Annotated in this window: 19 protein-coding genes; 10 read left to right on the top strand and 9 right to left on the bottom strand. The window is 41.8% G+C overall.

Annotated features, from left to right (window positions below):
* The first annotated feature begins 468 nt into the window (after nt 1–468).
* From H7844_01620 to H7844_01605, 4 genes are all read left to right on the top strand, one after another.
* A complete protein-coding gene (locus H7844_01620) occupies nt 469–1,083 on the top strand; it encodes a hypothetical protein (protein ID MEO5355979.1) in 615 nt (204 codons plus the stop codon).
* A gap of 19 nt (nt 1,084–1,102) precedes the next feature.
* Nucleotides 1,103–1,816, top strand: a complete 714-nt coding sequence (locus H7844_01615; GenBank protein MEO5355978.1) for a hypothetical protein — start codon at nt 1,103–1,105, stop codon at nt 1,814–1,816.
* Nucleotides 1,817–1,877: 61 nt separating this feature from the next.
* Entirely contained in the window at nt 1,878–3,959 is a 2,082-nt protein-coding gene (locus H7844_01610; protein ID MEO5355977.1) for a tetratricopeptide repeat protein, read from the top strand.
* Between the two features lie 7 nt (nt 3,960–3,966).
* On the top strand, nt 3,967–6,111 hold the full coding sequence (locus H7844_01605; protein ID MEO5355976.1) for a tetratricopeptide repeat protein: 2,145 nt from the start codon (nt 3,967–3,969) through the stop codon (nt 6,109–6,111).
* A 13-nt stretch (nt 6,112–6,124) separates the two neighbouring features.
* Here the strand turns inward: H7844_01605 and H7844_01600 are convergent, their stop codons facing one another.
* The gene (locus H7844_01600; GenBank protein MEO5355975.1) at nt 6,125–6,457 is read right to left on the bottom strand and encodes a zinc ribbon domain-containing protein; all 333 of its coding nucleotides are present in this window, start codon (nt 6,455–6,457) and stop codon (nt 6,125–6,127) included.
* A 293-nt stretch (nt 6,458–6,750) separates the two neighbouring features.
* Between H7844_01600 and H7844_01595 the strand changes: the two genes are divergently transcribed.
* Nucleotides 6,751–7,326: a rubrerythrin family protein gene (locus tag H7844_01595; GenBank protein MEO5355974.1), complete on the top strand. Its 576-nt coding sequence runs from the start codon at nt 6,751–6,753 to the stop codon at nt 7,324–7,326.
* A gap of 43 nt (nt 7,327–7,369) precedes the next feature.
* Entirely contained in the window at nt 7,370–9,247 is a 1,878-nt protein-coding gene (locus H7844_01590; GenBank protein MEO5355973.1) for a GNAT family N-acetyltransferase, read from the top strand.
* A gap of 54 nt (nt 9,248–9,301) precedes the next feature.
* Here H7844_01590 and H7844_01585 read toward each other — a convergent pair whose 3' ends face one another.
* Entirely contained in the window at nt 9,302–11,251 is a 1,950-nt protein-coding gene (locus H7844_01585; GenBank protein MEO5355972.1) for a molybdopterin biosynthesis protein, read from the bottom strand.
* Nucleotides 11,252–11,379: 128 nt separating this feature from the next.
* Between H7844_01585 and H7844_01580 the strand changes: the two genes are divergently transcribed.
* Together H7844_01580 and H7844_01575 are read left to right on the top strand one after the other, a co-directional pair.
* Nucleotides 11,380–11,898: a Uma2 family endonuclease gene (locus tag H7844_01580; GenBank protein ID MEO5355971.1), complete on the top strand. Its 519-nt coding sequence runs from the start codon at nt 11,380–11,382 to the stop codon at nt 11,896–11,898.
* A gap of 431 nt (nt 11,899–12,329) precedes the next feature.
* Nucleotides 12,330–12,560 carry a hypothetical protein gene (locus tag H7844_01575; GenBank protein MEO5355970.1) on the top strand — a complete coding sequence of 77 codons (231 nt, stop codon included), beginning with the start codon at nt 12,330–12,332 and terminating at the stop codon, nt 12,558–12,560.
* Between the two features lie 72 nt (nt 12,561–12,632).
* Here the strand turns inward: H7844_01575 and purM are convergent, their stop codons facing one another.
* The 5 genes from purM to fabG form a co-directional block, all read right to left on the bottom strand.
* Nucleotides 12,633–13,670 carry a phosphoribosylformylglycinamidine cyclo-ligase gene (purM, locus tag H7844_01570; protein MEO5355969.1) on the bottom strand — a complete coding sequence of 346 codons (1,038 nt, stop codon included), beginning with the start codon at nt 13,668–13,670 and terminating at the stop codon, nt 12,633–12,635.
* Nucleotides 13,645–14,367, bottom strand: coding sequence for a ribonuclease III (gene rnc, locus H7844_01565; protein MEO5355968.1), 723 nt, complete (start codon nt 14,365–14,367; stop codon nt 13,645–13,647). Before rnc ends, purM begins: the two co-directional genes overlap by 26 nt.
* Nucleotides 14,368–15,630 carry a beta-ketoacyl-ACP synthase II gene (gene fabF, locus H7844_01560; GenBank protein ID MEO5355967.1) on the bottom strand — a complete coding sequence of 421 codons (1,263 nt, stop codon included), beginning with the start codon at nt 15,628–15,630 and terminating at the stop codon, nt 14,368–14,370.
* 48 nt (nt 15,631–15,678) lie between these two features.
* Complete coding sequence (acpP, locus tag H7844_01555; GenBank protein MEO5355966.1) at nt 15,679–15,921, bottom strand: acyl carrier protein; 243 nt, start codon at nt 15,919–15,921, stop codon at nt 15,679–15,681.
* Nucleotides 15,922–15,983: 62 nt separating this feature from the next.
* Nucleotides 15,984–16,718 carry a 3-oxoacyl-[acyl-carrier-protein] reductase gene (fabG, locus tag H7844_01550; GenBank protein MEO5355965.1) on the bottom strand — a complete coding sequence of 245 codons (735 nt, stop codon included), beginning with the start codon at nt 16,716–16,718 and terminating at the stop codon, nt 15,984–15,986.
* Nucleotides 16,719–17,265: 547 nt separating this feature from the next.
* On the opposite strand from fabG, the gene rpsT reads away from it, so the two are divergent.
* Nucleotides 17,266–17,547: a 30S ribosomal protein S20 gene (rpsT, locus tag H7844_01545; protein MEO5355964.1), complete on the top strand. Its 282-nt coding sequence runs from the start codon at nt 17,266–17,268 to the stop codon at nt 17,545–17,547.
* Between the two features lie 3 nt (nt 17,548–17,550).
* On the opposite strand, the gene H7844_01540 is transcribed toward rpsT, so the two are convergent.
* Nucleotides 17,551–18,936 (bottom strand): sigma-54 dependent transcriptional regulator, encoded by a 1,386-nt coding sequence (locus H7844_01540; protein MEO5355963.1) that lies wholly within the window; start codon nt 18,934–18,936, stop codon nt 17,551–17,553.
* Between the two features lie 90 nt (nt 18,937–19,026).
* Between H7844_01540 and H7844_01535 the strand changes: the two genes are divergently transcribed.
* Complete coding sequence (locus H7844_01535) at nt 19,027–19,476, top strand: hypothetical protein (GenBank protein ID MEO5355962.1); 450 nt, start codon at nt 19,027–19,029, stop codon at nt 19,474–19,476.
* Nucleotides 19,477–19,580: 104 nt separating this feature from the next.
* Here H7844_01535 and H7844_01530 read toward each other — a convergent pair whose 3' ends face one another.
* Entirely contained in the window at nt 19,581–21,251 is a 1,671-nt protein-coding gene (locus H7844_01530; GenBank protein ID MEO5355961.1) for a hypothetical protein, read from the bottom strand.
* Between the last annotated feature and the right edge of the window lie 19 nt (nt 21,252–21,270).

The following is a 21,270-nucleotide window of genomic DNA, read 5'->3' as shown; positions in this document are numbered from 1 at the left end:
GGGAAGATGTACGGGACAAAGAGCCGGACGCAGGATGCTGATTTATCATACAGGATGTGTGGGGCCAATGTTTAGACGGCTTTATTTGCTTTAAAACATAATAATCTTGTGCTTTTTTAAGCAAATGTTGTTTGAGCCTATTGACATTGGAGGTTACAGGTGATATATTAGAGAATCAAGAAAGTAAGCTGACTTTGGTAAAGAAGTATGCTTTATACCAAGTAGCAGTCAAAAGAGTAACGTGGCGGCAAGGAGAAAGCGACACCTCCCCTTACAGGGGATTCCCCTTTATAGGGGAGACGTCAAGGAGTTTTCGACGATGCCAACAAAGTTAATCGAATGAATGCAATTTGGTATTAGGAATTAGAAAGTATAAAGAAAGGGGGTGTAGGTTTTTTCGTAGGTAGTAAACTGCTTAGCAGGTTTTTTTTTATTCACTATATAGAAAAGAATAGTAAGGAGGATGTAATGAAAAAGAGAATGGTATATATTCTTTTACTGGCTCTTATTTTAACTGCTTTTGCTGTAAGAGTTGGCATCAACACAGTGAGTGCCCAGGACAACGCTACTTATTCATTGCCGTTTTTGGGTGTCCACACAAATAACGTGGTCTATTGTTTTGCTTCAAACATGTCAACAGATAATGTAAGTGTCGGCGTCTCTGTAATGTCAACCACTAGTTCTGATCCGTCCCAGGATATGGCAATGCTTGGTGGTATGATTATCTACGCCAAACAGACAAGCATGATAACTTTTACGGGTGCAACAGCAACACTAGGCTCGGCGGTAGCGGATTTGTCTCAGCAAACCGGTACATCCAGCGGCACTATCTATGGTGCTAATGTCAGCTTTATCGGACAGTATACCGGCGTCACCACTACTGTATTGACAGCAGGACCAAATACGGTGTTTGGACCTCAAACCACCACGACTATGAGTTATCAGGGCAAGCCAACCGTTCCAGTGAACTGTCTGACTATAGGATTTGCTTGTTACCAGGGTACGACAACACCGAAACGTAACTTAGTCGGTTACACGTGTATGGACAGTATTAATACATTTATCAAACCTATTAGTTACTAAGGTGGAGGAGGAAACTATAATGAAGAGAAGATTAATATATTTTCTGGCACTTCTGCTCATAATAACGGCAGTGGCAGTTAATGAAAGTGGAAAAGGTGTTATGGCTATGGATAATGTTTCCTATATAATGCCATTTTTGCACACTCACACAAACAATGTTGTTTACTGCATAGCATCTAATATGTCCTCAGATAATGCAACTGTCAGTATCTCGGTAATGACAAACCCAACAGGTTATTCTCTCTCATGGACACCGGTAGCGCTCTCGGGACTGACATTAAATGCAAGGCAAACCACAATGCTCACATTTAGCGGCTCTACCGTTACAAGCAGTTCAGGTGCCAGCGGAGACATATCCAGTTCTGTTGCATCAGGCGGAAATGCTTATGGTGCTATTGTTAATTTTGTCGGTGCAAATACCACCAATACTACAACGGGAATTTGGTACACACGTCCTCCACTTAATATTACAGCAGTAGCTATAGCAGGAGCAGGTCAAGGTGGAGGCACAATAGGCGGTTTCTCATCTTTACCTAGCTATACTTATGGAAAGGCCGCTCGTTTACAAAATGGAAGTTATGTAAACCAGTATATGGGCTACTCAACTGTTCCTCTTACCTGTCAGACTATGGGTTTGGCATGTTTCCAGGGAACCACATCTCCTAAGAGAAACCTTGTCGGTTACATGTGCATGGATACCGTCAATTCCATGTACCCTCCAACAGGTTATTAATTTTTGGAAAGAAGCAGGCCTAAAAAGGCCTGCTTCTTTTTTACCACTCATTGCTGCAATTATGAAATCTGCTCATATTCCCGTTAAGATTTCTGTTATTTCAAGAATTGTTTATCCTTTTACAATTATTTTTTTTGTACTTATAGCATATTTCAACACATTAGAGTGTCCTTTTATCTTTGATGACGACGCCATAAAAAAAGGAACGGTATTGCCGACTATTTTAGATCCAAGATTACTCGTCAATCTTTCATTTTTACTTAACTACAAGCTTAACCATCTTAATGTTACCGGCTACCATGTTTTTAATATAATTATTCATGTAATCAATGGACTGCTGATTTATTTTCTTGTTTCACTTATTAGCAAAACAGAAACTACGGATGAATTCCATTATAACTATGAACCTGCATTTTTTATCGCCTTGATTTTTGCAATCCATCCTTTAGAATTATTTGCCGTAACATATACAGTTCAAAGAGCTACTTCTTTGGCTGCTATGTTGTACTTGTCGGCACTTTTTTTCTACATAAAATCAAGAGTTTCAAACAATGCAGCGCTAAAGCTAAATTATGCTCTGTCTTTGTTATGTGCGCTTTTGGCTGCAAAAACAAAGGAAATCACTGTCACCTTACCTATTGTGCTGACAATTTGTGAATTTATATTTTTTAAAGGGAATATAAAAAAAAGGATAATATACGTATTACCATTTTTTTTACTTATTCCACTAACTATAATTCAAGTAAATGCTATAGGTGTGGATGTTCTTTTGAGTGAACCTCAAAGTAATATAATTCTCAACACAGTTAAAACGGAGGCTGCCCCCGGAGCCTCACTTATTGCCGCCAACAGGTGGGAGTACCTATTTACACAGTTTAAAGTGATAACGACATATTTACAGTTGATGTTTTATCCTGACAACCTTACGCTTATTCATTACTTCCCTGTATCAAGGACTTTTTTTGAACCTAAGGTTGTATCAGCCTTTCTGTTCCTTCTTATCTTATTTGTATGTGGGGCCTGGTTGATTTACAGGGGGAAAGCAGGCGTAAAAACTGTTTTCCTGAACTGTTTTGAAAGTAAATTAGCCGGATTTGGATTACTGTGGTTTTTTATAAACTTAGCGCCGCAATCGAGCATAGTGCCGATTCATGGCTGGATGATTTTTGAATACAGGGCATATATGGCCTCTTTAGGAATTTATATTGCTGTTATAGTTACGCTGTTCAGTCTTTTTAGGGCTCAGTGGAGGTTAGTTTGTTCTTTACTTTTGCTGATTTCTGCGGCCTTAACATTTTTAACATATAAGAACAATAAGACCTGGGCAACAGAGATAACCATGTGGGAGGACAACGTGCAAAAGGAACCAAAACATCCTATACCGCACATAAACCTTGGGAGTGCATACTTTGCGGCTAAAAGATATGATGATGCAATGGCTCAATTTCAACTGGCAATCGGCTTAAGCCCAAGCATTGCCGAGGCTCATAATAACCTTGGCTTAGTGTATGAACGCAAGGGGCTGTTACAGGATGCCGAGGATAAATTTAAACACGCCATGAGCCTCGATAAATCATATGCCTCCCCTGCTGTTAACCTTGGCCGTTTGTATGTAAATAGAGGGATGAATGAACAGGCTGAAGTTGAGTTTAAAAGGGCTATAGGAATCAGCCGGCGAAGTCCCGGTGCACATATCAATCTTGGCACTCTTTACGCAAAAATGGGTCAAAAGGAAAAAGCAATAGAAGAATTTAGCAAAGCTATCGCTATTAATCCAAACCTTGTTGAGCCCTACGTTAACCTTGGTGCGTTGTATGCCGACAGAGGGCTCAGAGGTTTGGCACTGGAGAGCCTGAAAAAAGCCATAATGATTGACCCGTCATACTCAGAAGCTTATAACATTATGGGAACTATAGATGAGGAAAGGGGTGCATTTACGGAGGCTGCAGCAAACTATCTAAAAGCCGTTAAGTATAATAAAGACAGTATAAATGCCCGCCACAATCTGGCGGCGGTCTATATCAGACAGGGGCTTATCGCCGATGCTGCAATTCAATACCGGCATATTTTAACTATCTCACCGGATGATGTTGAAGCAAAGAGCGCATTATTTAACATACAACACCAACAGAGCAGGCAGTGACTCAGAGATGTTTAGAAAAAACTCTGTAATTTTATCTGCTATACTGGTTTCAGCATTTATTCCATATGTAAATGTGTTTAATGCTCCTTTTGTTTTTGATGACGTAGTTATTTATAATTTTTTAAACTTCAGGCGTTTTATAGAAATCAGAAGCATTACAGAAAATACTTTTGCCCTTAACTTTTTATTTCATGGCCTGTGGCTACCTGGTTTCCATTTTGTAAATATAGCAATTCACGCTTTAAACGGAGTATTAATTTATCTGTTTATGGTTCAAATCTATAAAACACCTTTTTTAAAAATTAGGGAAGATTCTGCAAAAAAATACTCATTTTTAATCGCCCTGCTTTTTCTCTCACATCCTATACAGATTCAGTCGGTGACATTTCTTTCACAAAGATACACATCCCTTGTCACTTTTTTCATTTTGGCCTCTTTAAACACATACTTAATGTGGAGGCTTAATTACAGTAGTGGAAATTCTAAAACAAAATCATTTGGAGTTTATGCAATAGCAATTATTATTGCCATGTGCTCTGTAAAAGTAAAAGAGCTTGCAGTAGTGCTGCCACTTTTGATTACACTCTGTGAGTTTACTTTTTTTAGTGGTAAAACTAAATCCAGGCTTATTTATGTTTTACCGTTTTATTTGATCTTGCCTTTAGTTGTTTTAAATGCGTTTGCCGTAAGAAGTGTTACATTTGCCGGGCAGATGCAAACCCAGTATGTACTTAGTGACAATACAGTACAGGCGGCTATCGAGTATGATGTAAAGAGCCCGTTAATTGCAAAAACGCGGATTGAATATCTTTTTACACAATTGCGGGTTATTGTCACCTACCTGAGAATGCTTGTTTTGCCTGTAAACCTCACATTGGTCCATTATTATCCGGTATCACGAGGGTTTTTTGAATTAAAAGTGATTTTTTCGTTTTTATTTCTTCTGGCCATATTTCTTACCGGCTGTTTCATGTTTTCTCAGGGCTTTAAACAAAATAATATTCAAAAAAGCCTTATTTCTTTTGGGATATTCTGGTTTTTTATCGGAATTTTCCCACAATCCGGATTAATCAACAAGTATGGCTGGACTATTTTTGAGTACAGGGTGTATTTGGCTTCAGCAGGTTTTTTTATTGCCTCGTTTTTTCTGTTATTACATTTTTTTAGAAACAGAGAAGCCTTCATTTATTTAATTACAGCGATAATAGTGTTTAACACCTTTTTTACATTTTACCAGAACCGAAACTGGAAGTCGGAGGTGCTGCTTTGGAGGGATAATGTAAAGAAAGAGCCTTTGCACCCTGTTGCCCGTATTCAGTTAGGTATGGCCTATGCCGGGGCTAAACTTTTTAAGGATGCCCTCAGGGAGCTTGAGACAGCACAACAAATGGAACCGGAATTTCCTGAGATTCCTTATCAAATCGGCAATGTATTTGCTCAAGAGGGACAGTTTGACAAGGCAATTGAGCAATATGATAAATCTATTAGTATTAACCCTTATCTGCCTTTTAGCCACTTCAGTAAGGGTAAGGTATTAGCGGCCAAAAATATGTGGCCGGAGTCGATAAAAGAGCTGAAACTGTCTCTTAAATACGGAAACTATTCTTTTGAACTTTATCATTTATTAGCCCATGCACTGACCATGACCGGCAACATCACAGAAGCTATTAATGAATATAAAAATACACTGAAACTATATCCACAAAGCGCTGAAACACACAACGCTCTTGGACACCTTTATACACAGACCGGAAATTATACTCTGGCCGATACGGAAATTATGACGGCGCTTAAGCTTAACTCAAAGCTGTATGAGGGCTATAACAACCTTGGGGTTTTATATGCCTCCACAGGCAAAATGACGGAGGCTGTCAATGAATTCAAACGAGCAATAGCAATTCAAGGGGACTACATAACAGGGTTTAAAAATCTTGCAAATGCTTATTTAGCCCTCAACAGATTTGACGATGCAGCAGATGCTCTGAACAAGGCGTTGGAGATAAGCCCGCAGAGTCCTGAGATTTTAACAACAACAGGCAATATGCATCTGCTTGCCGGCAATAAAACAATGGCTGAAGAATACTATTTAAAGGCGCTGCAGATAAACCCCTCGTATGTGGAAGCTCAAAGAAACATGGAGCTAACCAAGTAGTTGCTTTAACGCATCAGGGGGTTTTTGAGGCGGTATCCGAGCCGGAGGTCTCTTTAGGTGTTGTTTCCGGTTTTGAGGTTGTTTCCGGCTTTTTGGCGTCAGCGGAAACTGAGGCATCTTTAGATTCAGTGGCTGGTTTTTCCTTATCCAGGGCGGCTTTTCTGTCTTTTGACGGGTAATCGGTGACATACCAGCCCTCTCCTTTTAAAACAAAAGCGGTATTAGAAATCAACTTTTTCAGCTGCCCTCCACACTTAGTACATGTTGACAGGGGCTCGTCATTGAATTTCTGAATCACCTCTGAAACATCGCCGCACTCTGTACATTCATACTCATATATGGGCATATCAGCGAACTCCTTAAAAATACATTTTCACTTTAGACATTATTATAGCATAAAAATGGATTTGATAAATGATACAAATATATAGTCATTGTCTCCGGCTCACTAAATCAAATTGATACAGATTATATCAAGTAGCAGTCAAAGGAGTAACGCAGGCGTCTGGGAGCTTTCGACGAAGCCGGCAAAGTTAGACAAATGAATGCAACTTGGTATAAAGCCTGTTTACAAAGTCAACTCCGTGGGTTATTATAGTTAAGGGGTTTAAATTAATATTCAGAGGAGGTAAAGACACGATGGGAAGTTTAAAGGGTACAAGGACGGAGAAAAATTTGCTTGGTTCATTTGCCGGTGAGTCTCAGGCCCGCAACCGCTATTCATATTTTTCAAAAGTAGCTAAAAAAGAAGGCTATGAGCAAATATCAGCCATATTTGCAGAGACGGCGGAAAACGAAATGGAGCATGCTAAGAGGTTCTTTAAGTTTTTAGAAGGAGGGGATACGGAAATTACCGCTACATTTCCGGCTGGTGTGATAGCCGGCACAGAGGCTAACCTCAAAGCGGCGGCGGACGGTGAAAACCATGAGCATACGGTGTTGTACCCTGAGTTTGCCGCAATTGCAGATAGTGAGGGGTTCCCTGCCGTGGCGCAGGCCTTCAGAGCCATAGCTATGGTTGAGAAGGAACACGAAATGAGGTATCGCGCCCTTTTAAGCAATATTGAGAAAGGTGAGGTTTTTAGCCGCAGCTCAAAGGTAAAGTGGAAATGCAGAAACTGCGGTTTTATCGTTGAGGGCAATAATGCTCCTGATAACTGTCCTGCTTGTAACCATCCGAAAGCGCACTTTGAAATTGCCGCTGAAAATTATTGATTTTTAAAATCCCTTATACTTCAGGGTGGCTGGAGCTGTAACAATGAGTGTGGATGAGCAATACCGCGGCAAGTGCACGAGTGAGGAGGCTATATTTAGCCGTATCAGGCCTGGGTGCAGGATTTTTATAGGCACCGGCTGTGCCGAGCCGCAGTATCTGGTAAAGGCGTTGATAAAATATGCGGAGGCTAACCCCAAGGCGTTTTTAGACACTGAGATTTTTCATGTCTGGACTCTTGGGGTAGCCCCGTATACTGATGTAAGATATAAAAACAATTTCAGGTACAATTCGTTTTTTGTGGGCGGTAACACCAGAGAAGCGGTAAATGAGGGGCTTGCCGACTACAGCCCTGTGTTTCTTTCAAAAGTGCCGGAGCTATTCAGGCGTAAAATTGTGCCGGTTGATGTAGCGCTAATTCAGTGTTCACCACCTGATGTACACGGCTATATGAACCTGGGCGTAAGTGTTGATATAGTCAAGGCGGCTCTTGAAGCCGCCTCAATGGTGGTTGCTCAGGTAAACACTCAAAGCCCCAAAGTGCACGGTGATGGTTTTATTCATTTAAATGACGTGGATTTCATAGTAGCCGCAGATGAACCCATCTTGCAGTACCACCCTGAAGTGGACAGTTACTGCGTACAGAGCATAGGCCGGTATGTGTCCAGGTTGGTTCAGGATGGTGATACTCTGCAAGTGGGTTACGGGAGCATTCCTAATGCAATAATGGCACATCTGACAGGTAAAAAGAATCTTGGCATACACACGGAGCTGCTCTCAGACGGCATAGTTGAGCTGATAAAACTCGGAATAGTTAATAATTGTAAAAAGAACATAAACCGCAACAAAACAGTGGCGGCTTTCTCGATGGGAAGCCGCAGCACATATGATTTTATTGACAATAACCCCTCGATAGAGTTCAGAGTCACAGATTACACAAATAACCCGATGGTAATAGCGGCACATGACAATATGGTAGCGATAAACAGTGCCCTGCAATTGGACTTAACCGGACAGGCCTCGGCGGAGTCCATAGGAAAGGTGTTTTACAGCGGCATAGGGGGACAGGCGGATTTTATGCGTGGAGCTGTGCTTTCAAAGGGCGGTAAGGCTATTTTAATAATCCAGTCAACGGCCACGGTTACCGATAAAAGAGGCGTGGCTAAAACAGTTTCACGGATAGTTCCATATCTGAGTGAAGGGGCTGGGGTAACACTTAATCGCGGGGATATCCATTACGTTGTAACAGAGTACGGAATCTGCTATCTTCACGGCAAAAACATCAGAGAGCGTGCGATGGAGCTTATTTCCATATCTCATCCTCACTTCAAGCCGTGGCTAATTGAGGAGGCTAAGAAGCTTAATCTTATATACAAGGACCAGATTTGTGTTACAGGTAACTATCCCTCTGAGCTTGAAGCTTACAAAACACTAAAGAGCGGGTTGGATATTTTTATCAGGCCGGTAAAGATTAGTGATGAACCGCTTATGAAGGATTTTTTTTATTCGCTTTCGGACGATACGCTCTATAAACGGTTTACATCAGTCAGAAAAGACATGCCTCATGAGAGGCTTCAGGAGTTTATAGCGATTGATTATACGTCTAAAATCGTCATTGTAGCGCTGATGAGAGAGGGCAAAAAGGAATGGATAGCCGGAATTGCCCAATATGCTCTTTCTAAGGACAACTACATGGCGGAAGCTGCTTTTGTAGTCAGAGACGATTACCACGGGAAGGGGATTGGAAAGGCACTGATTAACCATCTGACATTTATTGCCCAAAAACAGGGACTCCTTGGCTTCATAGCTGAAACCATGTCGGGAAACCTCTCTATGATTGCTTTGTTTAACTCATTAGATGCTGCAATCGAAAGACACGATGAGGAGGGTTGCTGTACGCTTAAGGCTATTTTTAAAGATTAATCCAAGTTGCATTCAATCGTCTAACTTCGTTGGCTTTATCAAAAGCACAGAGGACTAAAAATTGCAGTACATAACCTCACCGGTTTGGGAGACGTCATAGCCGCCCAAAGCCAATGCGATTTCTTTAAATTGCCCGTCATTTCTTATTATATCTATCAAAGCTGCAACCAATGGTAATTCATAGGATTTTTTTTTCATCAGAAAATCATACCGCTCTTGTGTAATGGGTATAAAATCAAGATTCAGAGCAACAGCCGCCGACAGTATCCCCATGCCGGCAGCGGCAACTCCTGAGGCTACCGCCGAAGCCACCGCCATGTGAGTATATTCAACCCTATCATAGCCCCTGACTGAATTTGCAGAAATACCGGCTTCGTACAAACACTTATCCGTCAGAAGCCTTGTTCCGGTGCCGGCCTGCCGGTTTATAAATGTAACATCAGAGCGTTTAAGGTCGGTAATTGATGTTATCCCTTTAGGGTTTCCACGCTGCACAATAAGCCCCTGCAGACGGTAAGCAAGATTAATTAAAATTACGTGCTCTCCGGCAAGAAACTTCTCAATAAACGGCACATTGTAAGTCCCCGAGACTGTGTCCAGAAGGTGAATGCCTGCGATGTGGGCTTCATCCCGTTTTATAGCTGTTATGCCGCCCATTGACCCCACATGCGCAGATGACAAGGAATAGAGCGGATATCGTCTTTTCAATAAATTAAACAGCACGTCCAATGTGTTGTCATGGCTTCCGATACAAACTATGGTGTTTACGATTTCAGTAAACGGTTTAAGCAGCTCAATTTCAACTTCCGTCCCAGCCCCTGCGCCTTCACTCATTGCCGGTATTCTTAGTATCCCGTCGGCACGCACCAGAGACATCATAGCCCCTGCTCCTCTACCAAGTGGAGTTGATATAAACTTATCCGACACCATGCCAACCTTTACACGGACAAACTCCTCCTGCCCTATGGTTGAGCTGATGTTTCTTGAGTTAATTGTATTTAGTGTCTCTTCTGATGTCTCCGTAAGTCCAAACCACGTGAGGATTAGAGGTTTCACAAAAAGGTCAAAAGTTATATAGGCACTGACAGGAAAACCGGGAATCCCTATAACCGGTTTGCCCTGTACAAATCCCAGAAGGAGAGGTCTGCCCGGTTTGATATTAACACCATGAACTACCACCTCACCCAACTCATCTATTGCCAATCTCGTAAAATCCCTGTGCCCTGCCGATGAACCCGCTATCACAAGTACAAGGTCAGCCTCCTCAGCTCCTCTGATTATGGCGTTTTTGAGGGCCGGCAGATCATCGCGCACTATTTCATACCGCAGCCCTGTGGCTCCCAGCTCCTCTGTCAAACCTTTTAGCATAAACGAGTTGGAATCTGACACCTGCCCACGCTCAGGCGTTACTGATGGGGGTACAAGCTCGTTGCCGGTTGGGATTATGGCCACAATTGGTTTCTTTCTTATCGGCACCTCGCTGTACCCGCCGGCAATAAGCGCTCCAACATCTATAGGGCGTATCCGGTGGTTTTCCGGCAATATCAACTCCGTGGCCACTATGTCCTCTCCGGTTACTCTTACATTTTTGTAGGGCGTCACGGCAGCGGTTATCTCTATAAATTCATCTGTGCCCTCAGTTACCATGTTAACATCCTCAATCATGATAACTGCGTTAAAAACTTCAGGGATAGGCTCTCCCGTGTTTATATACACTGCCGCATCGGGGATTTTCAACTTTAAAGGGGCGGTTTCCTTGGCTCCAAACGTATCTTCAAACCTTACGGCAAACCCATCCATTGCGGATGAGTGAAAAAACGGGGATGATACTTTAGCAGGCAGCGGCTCAGCCGTTACAGCGCCGCAGGATTGCGTTACATCGGCGATAACTGTGCCAAGTGGGTTTTGGAGTCCTTTTTCTTTGAGAAAAGTGGTCCACTTACTTTCCGCCTCATCAAGAGCTATACTGTTTATATAGATGTTTTTTTTCAATAGCGAGTTCACAAACTTTTTTCTGTACTATACCAACTTAATCAGTGAAATGTCCAATTCACGCTGAAACAGGATAGTTACGCAGATAGCAGGTACTTCTTGTAATTGACAAAACAGCAAGTTAGATGTAATATTAAAGCATGAATATACAAACAATAGGAACAGATTTAGACTTAACGGAAGTCATAAACGGAGAGGAGATTATGGGGCCTAGTCCATTTGGAAAACATCAGAGGGTTAGCAGCAATCTAAATTATATTATTCATCATTATGTTAAAATGAGGGACTTAGGACGGGTTTATTATTCGCCGTTAGACATAATCTTTGAAGAGGGAATTAACAGACTTCAGCCCGATATATTATTTATCAGGAAAGATAACATGAGTATCTTTCAGGATTGGATAAGAGGCGTTCCGGATATGGTTTGTGAGATAATATCTCCAGGTAGTTATGAAATGGATACGGCGATTAAGAAGGCTATCTATGAGAAATACAGAGTGCCGGAGTACTGGATAGTTATGCCGGAACCACAAACAGTTGAGATTTTAACCATCGCAGACGATAAGTATAAACTACACTCAGTTGCAGCGCTTGAGGGGTTTGTTACTTCTAAAGTCATAGAAGGACTTCAAGTTAACCTTAACGATATATTTGAGTAACCTGCCCCCTTTGTTCCCTTGTTTACATGTTTAAAACTGACACTTTCATTCTTTCTTTACATAGCTCGTTGAAATATTTAATCAGGTGGTGTATATCAGTTGATGGATTATCTGTTCCCGTTGATTCCCTGTCTTTCTCAAGTTTCCTATCATTTTCTATAGCCTGTTTGAGTCGATCTTTTGTTTTTGCAAAGGTATCGCGGCTACACTTTTCGTAGTATTGAATGTATTGTTTTAAATAGTTACAGACACAGTCGCAGGCTGATTTACCACTTAGGCTTGCTAAGTTCGTCTATGATACTGTTATCAGGGGCTTGTCTTGGGGGTCAAATCCAACAATGAAATAAATAACTTTGCGATAATGACACTTTTGTAGGCTAGTAAGTGACGTACGTATTGATAAATTTTTTTTAATTTGATATAATGAAGACATGGCGGTAATAGCTATACCGGAAGTCTTAAGAAAGAAACTTGGCGACGATGGCGCAGAAGCCCTTGTTAAAGTCATTAATGAGGCTGAGGCAAACTCCCGTAAAGATTTAGCGACTAAGGCAGACATTGAAAGCGCTAAGTCTGATATCATAAAGTGGGTAGCGGCTATGCTTGTGGCGCAAGCCAGTTTAATGGCTGTTATGTTTCGGCTCTTAGGGCTTCTTAAGTAGTTCGTATTTTGAGGCGGCAGGGTTTACTTTTTTTCTTTATCCCCTAATGCGGCAAAGAGCCATCGCATCTCCTTAAGCACTATAACCAACTCCCTCTCCCTTTATAACCTCGCCTGCCGGATAAGCCTTCCGCCCCATATCATTAAGTTTTCTCATAGTATTATCGGAGTCTTCAGGGCTCACTATAACCGCATACCCTATGCCCATATTAAAGGTACTGAACATTTCTTCCTCTGATATATTACCCATGTCTTTTATAAGTTCAAACACAGGCGGTTTCGGCCATGAGGATTTATTGATTTGTGCTCCCAGCCCCTGAGGTAACACACGCGGAACATTTCCGGTTATGCCGCCTCCGGTTATGTGAGCCATACCTTTTATTTTAATTGTCTCCTTAAGGGAAAGGATGGTCTTTACATATATTGATGTAGGCGTTAAAAGTTCCTCGCCAACTGTTTTTCCAAGCTCTTTTACGTATGAGTCAACCTTCAAGCCTCCGGCTTCAAAAAACACTTTTCTCACAAGGGAATAACCGTTGCTGTGAATACCACTTGAGGGAAGCCCGATAATTACGTCTCCCTCTTTGATAGTGGAGCCATCCGTTATCTCATCGGAGTTGACAACTCCCACACAAAACCCTGCCATATCATACTCGCCGCCTTCGTAAAACCCGGGCATCTCGGCGGTCTCACCGCCTGTTAATGAACAGCCCGCTAAAAGACAACCGTCCGCTATCCCTTTAATAACCTGCTCAAGCACCTCCGGTTTTAACTCCGACACGGACAGGTAGTCAAGAAAAAACAGCGGCTCCGCCGCCGTTGTTAACACATCATTAACACACATGGCTACAAGGTCAATGCCCACGGTGTCATGTATGCCCGTCATAAATGCTATTTTTAACTTTGTGCCGACACCGTCCGTGCCGCTTACCAACACAGGGGATTTGTACCTGGACACGTCTAACTTAAACAGGGCGCTAAAGGGCCCTATACCGGTAAGCACCTCTTTGCGAAGTGTTTTTGCCGCATGAGGGGTAATGCGTTTGACAAAGGCGTCTCCGGCCTCTATATCAACGCCTGCGTCTTTATACGTTAAACGTGGTTCTTTCATCTCTTTTTTGAATTAATACAACAACGTCTTTAATCGCCTCAAGGGCCATACGGGCAGCCTCGGATTGTGCCGACTTTTTATTTTTGCCCTCACCGCTGCCAAAACATCTGCCATTAAGCCTTACCTCGTATGTGAATGCTTTATCATGGTCAGTGCCGGTCTCCGCCACAAGCACATACTCAGGCAGTTCGGCATAGAGTTTCTGCCCGAGCTCCTGAAGCTCTGTCTTATAGTCATAACACCGCTGTTTGACTACCAATTCCTCGATGTCTTTTTTGTAAAGGTTTAAGACAACCTCTTTAGCCCTTTCGTAATCAGAGTCAAGAAAAACCGCCCCAATTACAGCCTCCATGGAATTTGCCAGCAAGGAGGCCTTCTCCCGCCCCCCTGTCATCTCCTCCCCTTTACCCAGCCTGAGGAAACTGCCAAGGTTAAGCCCTGAGGCTATACTGTGCAGCATTTTTTTTGACACCAGATAGGATTTCATTTTGGACATCTCAGATTCCGTGAAAACAGAGTTCTCCCTAAAGAGCGCCTCTGTTATGGCAAGCCCTAAAACTGAATCCCCCAGAAACTCTATCCTCTCATTATACTTACGGCTCTTGTCCGGACACTCATGATAGTATGACCTGTGAGTTATGGCCTCATCAAGGAGTGTTTTATTTACAAAATGGTAATTTAACGCCTCCTCAAGCATTTATACCGGTGATATCCCATCCGCAGAGTACTTTTTAAAAATTATGCACGCATTAGTGCCGCCAAAGCCAAAGGAGTTGGACATGGCGTATTGAATATCAGCTTTTCTTGCCGTGTGCGGCACGTAATCAAGGTCACACTCGGGGTCAGGCTCATCAAGATTAGTGGTTGGCGGAACAATTCCGTTATAAATACTAAGAGCACAAAACACTGCTTCCACGCCCCCCGATGCTCCCAGCAGATGTCCTGTCATTGACTTGGTAGAGCTGACCATGAGTTTATAGGCGTGTTCTTTAAAAACATTTTTTATCGCCATGGATTCCAGTTCATCATTAAATTTAGTGGAAGTACCATGGGCGTTAATGTAGTCAATTTTGTCAGGTGAAACATCTGCATCTCTGACAGCCGCCGCCATACATCTGCCTGCGCCCTCACCTCCCGGGGCCGGAGAGGTTATGTGGTAAGCGTCCCCAGTCATGGCGTAGCCGACTAATTCGGCGTATATTTTGGCGCCCCTTTTAAGAGCGCTTTCGAGGTTTTCCAATACAAGTATCCCCGCCCCCTCACCCATAACAAAGCCGTCACGGTTTAGCTCAAAAGGGCGGCTTGCCTTTTGAGGTTCATCATTTCTCCTTGACAGCGCTTTCATAACTGTAAAGCCGGATATTGACAGAGGGGTTATTACCGACTCAGCACCGCCGGCTATCATAATGTCGGCATCCCCACGCTGAATTATTTTAAATGCATCTCCTATGGCATGATTTCCTGAGGCACAGGCAGTTGCCACGGCGGAGTTGGGCCCCTTTGCTCCTGTCATCATAGAGACATTTCCGGCAGCCAGGTTAATTATCAGCATAGGTATGAAAAAAGGAGATACTTTCCTGTAGCCACCATCAAGATAGGCTTTATGGTAGTGCTCAATTGCGGGTAATCCGCCGATTCCTGAGCCTATATAGACGCCTGCTCTGTCAGCGTTTTCCTCGGTTATTTTTAATCCGGAGTCTTTTACCGCCATATCTGAAGCACCGATAGCAAAGTGGATAAATCTGTCCATCTTTTTGATTTCCTTGGGATGGATATAGCTCTCAGGGTCGAAATCATCAACCTCACCAGCTATCTGTACAGGAATTGACGGATCATTAAATCTAGTTATTCGCCTTATACCCGACTTACCGGCTATGAGCGATTGCCAGGATTTCTCCACCCCCGTGCCCAGAGGGGTTATTAGTCCCAGGCCCGTTATCACGACTCTTGCCTTTGCCATATACCTCCTTTACGTAAGTTTCAGCAGCTACAGAAATCTGAAATTTACTTACTGGCCAAGCTTGTTCTTTATATAGTTGACGGCATCCTCGACTTTGGTGATTTTCTCGGCGTCTTCATCCGGTATTTGAACTGAAAAAGCCTCCTCAAAAGCCATTACAAGCTCCACAGTATCAAGGGAGTCCGCCCCCAAGTCCTCTACAAATGAAGCCTCCGGTTTTATCTGAGCCAACTCTATTCCCAACTGCTTGGATATTATTTCTTTTACCTTTTCCTCAACATTTACCGACATTAAATTAACCTCCGTTTATTTTTATATTAATTTTTGTACCTGAAGCAGCATAAGTTAGCACTTTACATATACATTCCACCGTTTACGTGTATGACGTTGCCGGTTATATACATAGCCGATTCCGAGGCTAAAAAAGCCACTGCATTTGCAACATCTGTGACCTCGCCAAAGCGCCCCATCGGTATGGAGTTAAACATCTCCTCCTTGACCTTCTCAGGCAGCGACTCGGTCATAGCGGTTTTAATAAATCCCGGTGCTACTGCGTTAACAGTTATATTTCTTTTAGCGTATTCCTTAGCAGTGGTCTTTGTAAGTCCGATGATACCGGCCTTAGAGGCGCTGTAGTTGGCCTGTCCAGGGTTTCCAATGAAAGCAACTATAGAGGCAATGTTTACAATTCTGCCGTACCGCTGCTTAGACATAGTTTTAAGAGCTTCTTTAGAACACAGAAACACGCTCTTGAGATTTACATTTATTACGGCGTCCCAGTCCTCATCCTTCATTCTCATTATAAGGGAGTCTTTGGTAATGCCCGCATTATTGATAAGGATATCGAGGCGGCCAAATTCACCTGTAATGGCGGAAAACGCCTCTGCTACTTCTTTAGAATTTGATACATCAAATTTCACAGCAAGGGTTTTTACGCCAAGGGCTGCAATTTCGGCGGCGGTTTTTTGTGCCTCCTCAAGGTTAACGTCAGAAATTATCACATTGGCTCCCATTTGAGCCAATTCCGATGCTATCGCCTTTCCAATGCCTCTTGCTGAACCGGTTATCAGCGCTACACGATTTTTCATTCGGCTCTACCCCTCCTTAGTTTCACATTGAGCTTCCAATTTTAGCAAAAAAATAAAAAAATATTCTATAGTCAAAAAAATCACTCCTATTATAACCTGTTTTTATTGTTTTTGTACAGATGGCGGAGACTTTAAAAAGCAATTTGCTCAGGAGAGCCGTATCGCCTGATACCAAAGCGGAACTATTTATAAAGGTAAATAATTTTTTATTAAAATAAATATCCCTCTTGTATTTTAAATTTTTTGCAAATGATATATAATAAAGACGTAAATATAAGAAAAAGAGGTAGTCAACATTGGACAGAGACAGAGCGATAATGAAATGCAGAGATTGTGACAGCAAATTAGACCTCATAGTGAGGTGACGCTCGGTGGAATTACGCTGCATGGAATGTGGCGCACGCTTTCTGCTGTCTGATTATATAGACGAGATTGACTCCAACACATGGAACTACCTGTCAAACCGTTCGTGTGACTCTGTATAGCGAGATGATAATTTGTTAATTTATTATAAAATATATACACAATGAAAGGAGTTAACTAAACAATGGCGGCAAGATCCAGACCTAAGAAAAGTAAATCTGTAAAAAAGAGAGCGCGGCAGTCGCTTAAGAGGCAGTTAATTAATAAGATGACTATAAGCAGACTGAGGACACTTGCCAGAAAGGTTCAGGAATCCATTGCCTCTAACAATAAGGATGAGGCGCAAAAGCAGTTGATTGAAGCGGAGAGTGCTTTTTTCAAGGCCGCCTCCAAGGGGATGATCCACAGAAACACATCATCACGGAAGATTTCAAGGCTTGCCTCAAAGGTTGCTAACCTGGCTTGAGGGCTATTTATTTTTTAGTGTAACAACACTGATTGAGTGTTCTTTGATTTTTCTTTGAAGACTTTGCCTGAAAAGCCCTAACAGGTTTGCAGATGCCGATATGTTGCCGTCTGTTTCTCTTAGGGCTGCCAGTATCATAGAGCGTTCGTACTCAAACAGAGCGTCTTTAAGCGGTTTGATTTTTACGGAACCGCCGGTGTTGCCACTTGCTGTTGTTTTTTTCCTGATATTGACAGGAAGGTTTTCAGGGTTTATTATTCCGTGCCTCGATGTTGCCACGGCGTATTCTATGGCATTTTCAAGTTCTCTCACGTTACCGGGATAGGTATAATTGCTAAGTATCTCAAGTGCCTCCTGAGTAATTTCATACTTAAGTGCCATGTTATCCCTTTTTGAAAACTTATCCAGAAAATGCAGTGTCAGCAGAGGAATGTCCTCCCGCCTTTGCCTGAGGGCCGGTATATGGACAGACATTACGTTTAATCTGTAAAACAGGTCCTCCCTGAGCGTCCCCTGCCGCACTGCCGTCTCTATATCTCTGTTTGAGGCTGCAATGACACGGGCATTCATGGGATGAACAGATGAACTGCCTACCCTATAAAATTCCCCCTCCTGAAGCACTCTAAGAAGCTTAACCTGAAACTCCGGCGGGGTCTCGGTTATCTCATCTAAAAACAGTGTGCCGGAGGAGGCCGTTTCAAAAAATCCCTCTCTGTCCCTTATCGCTCCGGTAAAAGCACCTTTAACGTGTCCAAACAGTTCCGATTCGATTAACTCCCTCGAAATAGCTCCGCAGTTGACGGGCACAAAGCGCTCCTTGCGTCTTCCTGAGTTGTAGTGGATTGCCTTTGCCACAAGCTCCTTTCCCGTCCCCGACTCACCCGTTATTATAACGTTACAGTCACTTGTTGCAGTTTGTTTAATCAGCTTAAACACCTCATACATCCGAGTGCTTTTACCTACCATATTATCAACCCCATATGAGTGATGAAGTTCTCTCCGCAGTGCCTCGATTTCATCTATCAAGGTGGTTTTCTCTATCGCTCTTTTACACATGGTGCGAACCTGATTTATATTTAGTGGCTTAGTAAGGTAGTCATAGGCGCCGTTTTTGATAGCCTTCACGGCGGTCTCTATCGTTCCGTAGCCGGTTATAACTATCACCTGCGACACAGGGCTTTCCCTCTTTACGTGCTCAACCACATCCATACCGCTTAGACCGGGAAGATTTAAATCCGTTATGACTATTTCAAAAATCTCACGCAACAGCAGGGCGATGCCTTCCTCGGCAGTATGGGTAACTGTTACATCATAGCCCTCGCGCTTAAATAAAATCTCTAAAAACCGGCATATGTCCGGCTCATCATCTATAACCAATATCCCCGGCATTTCTTTACCCCTCTCCACTTTTGTTTACTTTTTATTGACTGGTATATGATAAAATTAAAACAATAAAAATTAAAATATCAGGAGGTTTGTATGAAGAGAAAGCTTGTGGTTTTATGGGTAGTGGTGTTAGCACTGCTGCTTAGTGCCGGAATGGTTTTTGCCGAGGGAGACAAGAAAAAAGGCGGCGGCAAAAAGGGCAAGGGTGCATCCAAGATTCTTTACGTTTGTGCTTGCGGGGATGAGTGTTCATGCAAAGGCGTTTTCACAAAGCCGGGGAAGTGTACCTGTGGGAAAAAAGCTGTTGCTATGCACATATTAAAGATTGAGGGCGATGAGGCCTTATTGTGTACTTGCGGAAAGGGCTGTATTTGTAAAATTGATCCAAACGACTCCACAAAGTGCGGATGCGGGAAAGATGTTAAAAGAGTCAGCCTCAAAGGGCTTTACGTCTGCAATTGCGGCGCTGATTGCGCGTGTAACACAGTGTCTAATAAGCCCGGCAAGTGTACATGCGGCACTGATATGAGAAAAGTTGAGTAATTATTTAAACATATAGGTTTAGTGTTGAAAGATTTGTACAGGATTTTCACATAAGAGACGGTGGGCGGCGGCTCCGCCGTCTCTGACTAAAAAAAAATGATGACTTACCTCATCGGAGTTAAAATTAAAAAATCAATGGTTCCCTTAAGTATATAATCATCAGCGGTGTATCTATAACTGCCAACTACCGCATAATTGTCAAAAACTGTTTTATTCAGAATAAACCAGGGTTGCAGATACCTAAAGCCGGTATCATTTGCGTGGGTAAGAATAAGTAAATCAAAATGCTTCCGGCTTATTTTACTGTCAATATCATTCAAAAAACTCTTATGTAAATCAGAAAACTCCATGGGGAAAATTTTTTTCAGCAATTTGTTTTTAGTAATTACTTTGTCGTAATAGTTGTTGAATCCGGAATCGTACACTCTTTGTCCATTGTTGAAAACCAAAAAATTAAACGGTTTTGATACCAGAACATTATTATGTTTTTTAATCAATTCCGACATATCTTCCCAAAAATCATGCGACTGTTTTGTTTTAAGTCTGGTAGTTGGGTCCTCTGTTAAAGAGGCAACCGGAAGCTGGAGACTACCTGTTCTGTTGGTAAACAAACCAAATGAATAATTAGTGTAAACTGTAACAGTTAATAACAATATAAGCAAAAAATTTGATTTAAAAGTTTTTATCTTTACACCTAATACATATACAAGAAAAAAGGGTAAAAACAACTGAAAATAATAAGACATCCATGCACCGGAATTACAGGCAAGCTTTAACTGCAGCGCACAAAGTGTTGTAAAGGCGGCATAGGAAAAAATGCTTACCTTATTTCTGTACAAAGGTTCTCTTAAATCTAAAATATTTATGTTGGCGGAAAATCCGCTAAAAAAATTGTACACAGCTTCTGCGTAGTCTTTTAAAAATAAATAATACATTGCAATCAATAAGTATGCAACAAGAGCTATGTTACATAAGACAAACATCCAACTCTGTTTTATCATGACACCAAAATTATAAGGCAGCTGGTTGAACTGTAACAGTAAAACGTTATAGAAGTAAGACTCATAAAAGGTATTCATAACTAATACGGATATCAAAAAAATTAATCCAAATAATAAAAAGTACAGCATAGCTCTTAATTTTGAAATATAAATAAATATATAAGATAAAACCACACAGATGCCCATGATAAAATATACTTTTGAATAAAAACCCAGCAGACTAAATAAAATACTAAACAAAATACTGAATATTGTATAATTGTAGCGCCACGGGATAATAATGCTTAATAAATACATAAATGTTCCAAAGCTGTCGGGCCTGATAATTGGGGTGGTATTGACCATAAATGCTGCATATTGAATTAATGCAGCTCCGTAGATGTAAATATAATTAAAATTTAGCCGGCGCATTACAATAATAAGGAGCATTACAGAGAATATTATAAAAATGCCGGATGTCATCCTGTGAGACAAAATGAGCGTGGCACTGTTATTGGAATACATTAGACTAATTACCTTGTGAACAGATATTACAACGTAGTTGTATGCAATACCGTAGATATTAATATACATTGGCTGGTTTGCAAAATCATACGGATTTCCACCTTTTAGCAATAAGTCGGTTGAAAGGACCATTCCCAATTCATCCTGCTCCAACTGATATGGATGATAAATAATAGTCAGGTGATATTTTAAAATATTTACTAAAAGAAGACTATAGAATGCTACAATCAGGATAAGTAAAATTTCTTTTAAATAGTATTTTCTTTCCACAAGTTATACACACATACAT

The sequence above is a fragment of the Nitrospirae bacterium YQR-1 genome (assembly GCA_039908095.1).
Taxonomy (GTDB): Bacteria; Nitrospirota; Thermodesulfovibrionia; order Thermodesulfovibrionales; family Magnetobacteriaceae; genus Magnetomonas.
Note: the sequence above shows the minus strand (reverse complement) of the source record. Positions and strands in the feature narration are given on the sequence as shown.

Bases quoted from the DNA above. Each gene is read 5' to 3' on its own strand.
- H7844_01540 (MEO5355963.1), bottom strand. From the start codon at position 18,936: ATGCCGGGGATATTGGTTATAGATGATGAGCCGGACATATGCCGGTTT.
- H7844_01595 (MEO5355974.1), top strand. From the start codon at position 6,751: ATGGGAAGTTTAAAGGGTACAAGGACGGAGAAAAATTTGCTTGGTTCA.
- fabF (MEO5355967.1), bottom strand. From the start codon at position 15,630: ATGGCAAAGGCAAGAGTCGTGATAACGGGCCTGGGACTAATAACCCCT.
- H7844_01605 (MEO5355976.1), top strand. From the start codon at position 3,967: ATGTTTAGAAAAAACTCTGTAATTTTATCTGCTATACTGGTTTCAGCA.
- H7844_01575 (MEO5355970.1), top strand. From the start codon at position 12,330: ATGGCGGTAATAGCTATACCGGAAGTCTTAAGAAAGAAACTTGGCGAC.
- H7844_01620 (MEO5355979.1), top strand. From the start codon at position 469: ATGAAAAAGAGAATGGTATATATTCTTTTACTGGCTCTTATTTTAACT.
- H7844_01610 (MEO5355977.1), top strand. From the start codon at position 1,878: ATGAAATCTGCTCATATTCCCGTTAAGATTTCTGTTATTTCAAGAATT.
- H7844_01580 (MEO5355971.1), top strand. From the start codon at position 11,380: ATGAATATACAAACAATAGGAACAGATTTAGACTTAACGGAAGTCATA.
- H7844_01600 (MEO5355975.1), bottom strand. From the start codon at position 6,457: ATGCCCATATATGAGTATGAATGTACAGAGTGCGGCGATGTTTCAGAG.
- H7844_01590 (MEO5355973.1), top strand. From the start codon at position 7,370: ATGAGTGTGGATGAGCAATACCGCGGCAAGTGCACGAGTGAGGAGGCT.
- fabG (MEO5355965.1), bottom strand. From the start codon at position 16,718: ATGAAAAATCGTGTAGCGCTGATAACCGGTTCAGCAAGAGGCATTGGA.
- H7844_01615 (MEO5355978.1), top strand. From the start codon at position 1,103: ATGAAGAGAAGATTAATATATTTTCTGGCACTTCTGCTCATAATAACG.
- purM (MEO5355969.1), bottom strand. From the start codon at position 13,670: ATGAAAGAACCACGTTTAACGTATAAAGACGCAGGCGTTGATATAGAG.
- H7844_01535 (MEO5355962.1), top strand. From the start codon at position 19,027: ATGAAGAGAAAGCTTGTGGTTTTATGGGTAGTGGTGTTAGCACTGCTG.
- rnc (MEO5355968.1), bottom strand. From the start codon at position 14,367: ATGCTTGAGGAGGCGTTAAATTACCATTTTGTAAATAAAACACTCCTT.
- acpP (MEO5355966.1), bottom strand. From the start codon at position 15,921: ATGTCGGTAAATGTTGAGGAAAAGGTAAAAGAAATAATATCCAAGCAG.
- rpsT (MEO5355964.1), top strand. From the start codon at position 17,266: ATGGCGGCAAGATCCAGACCTAAGAAAAGTAAATCTGTAAAAAAGAGA.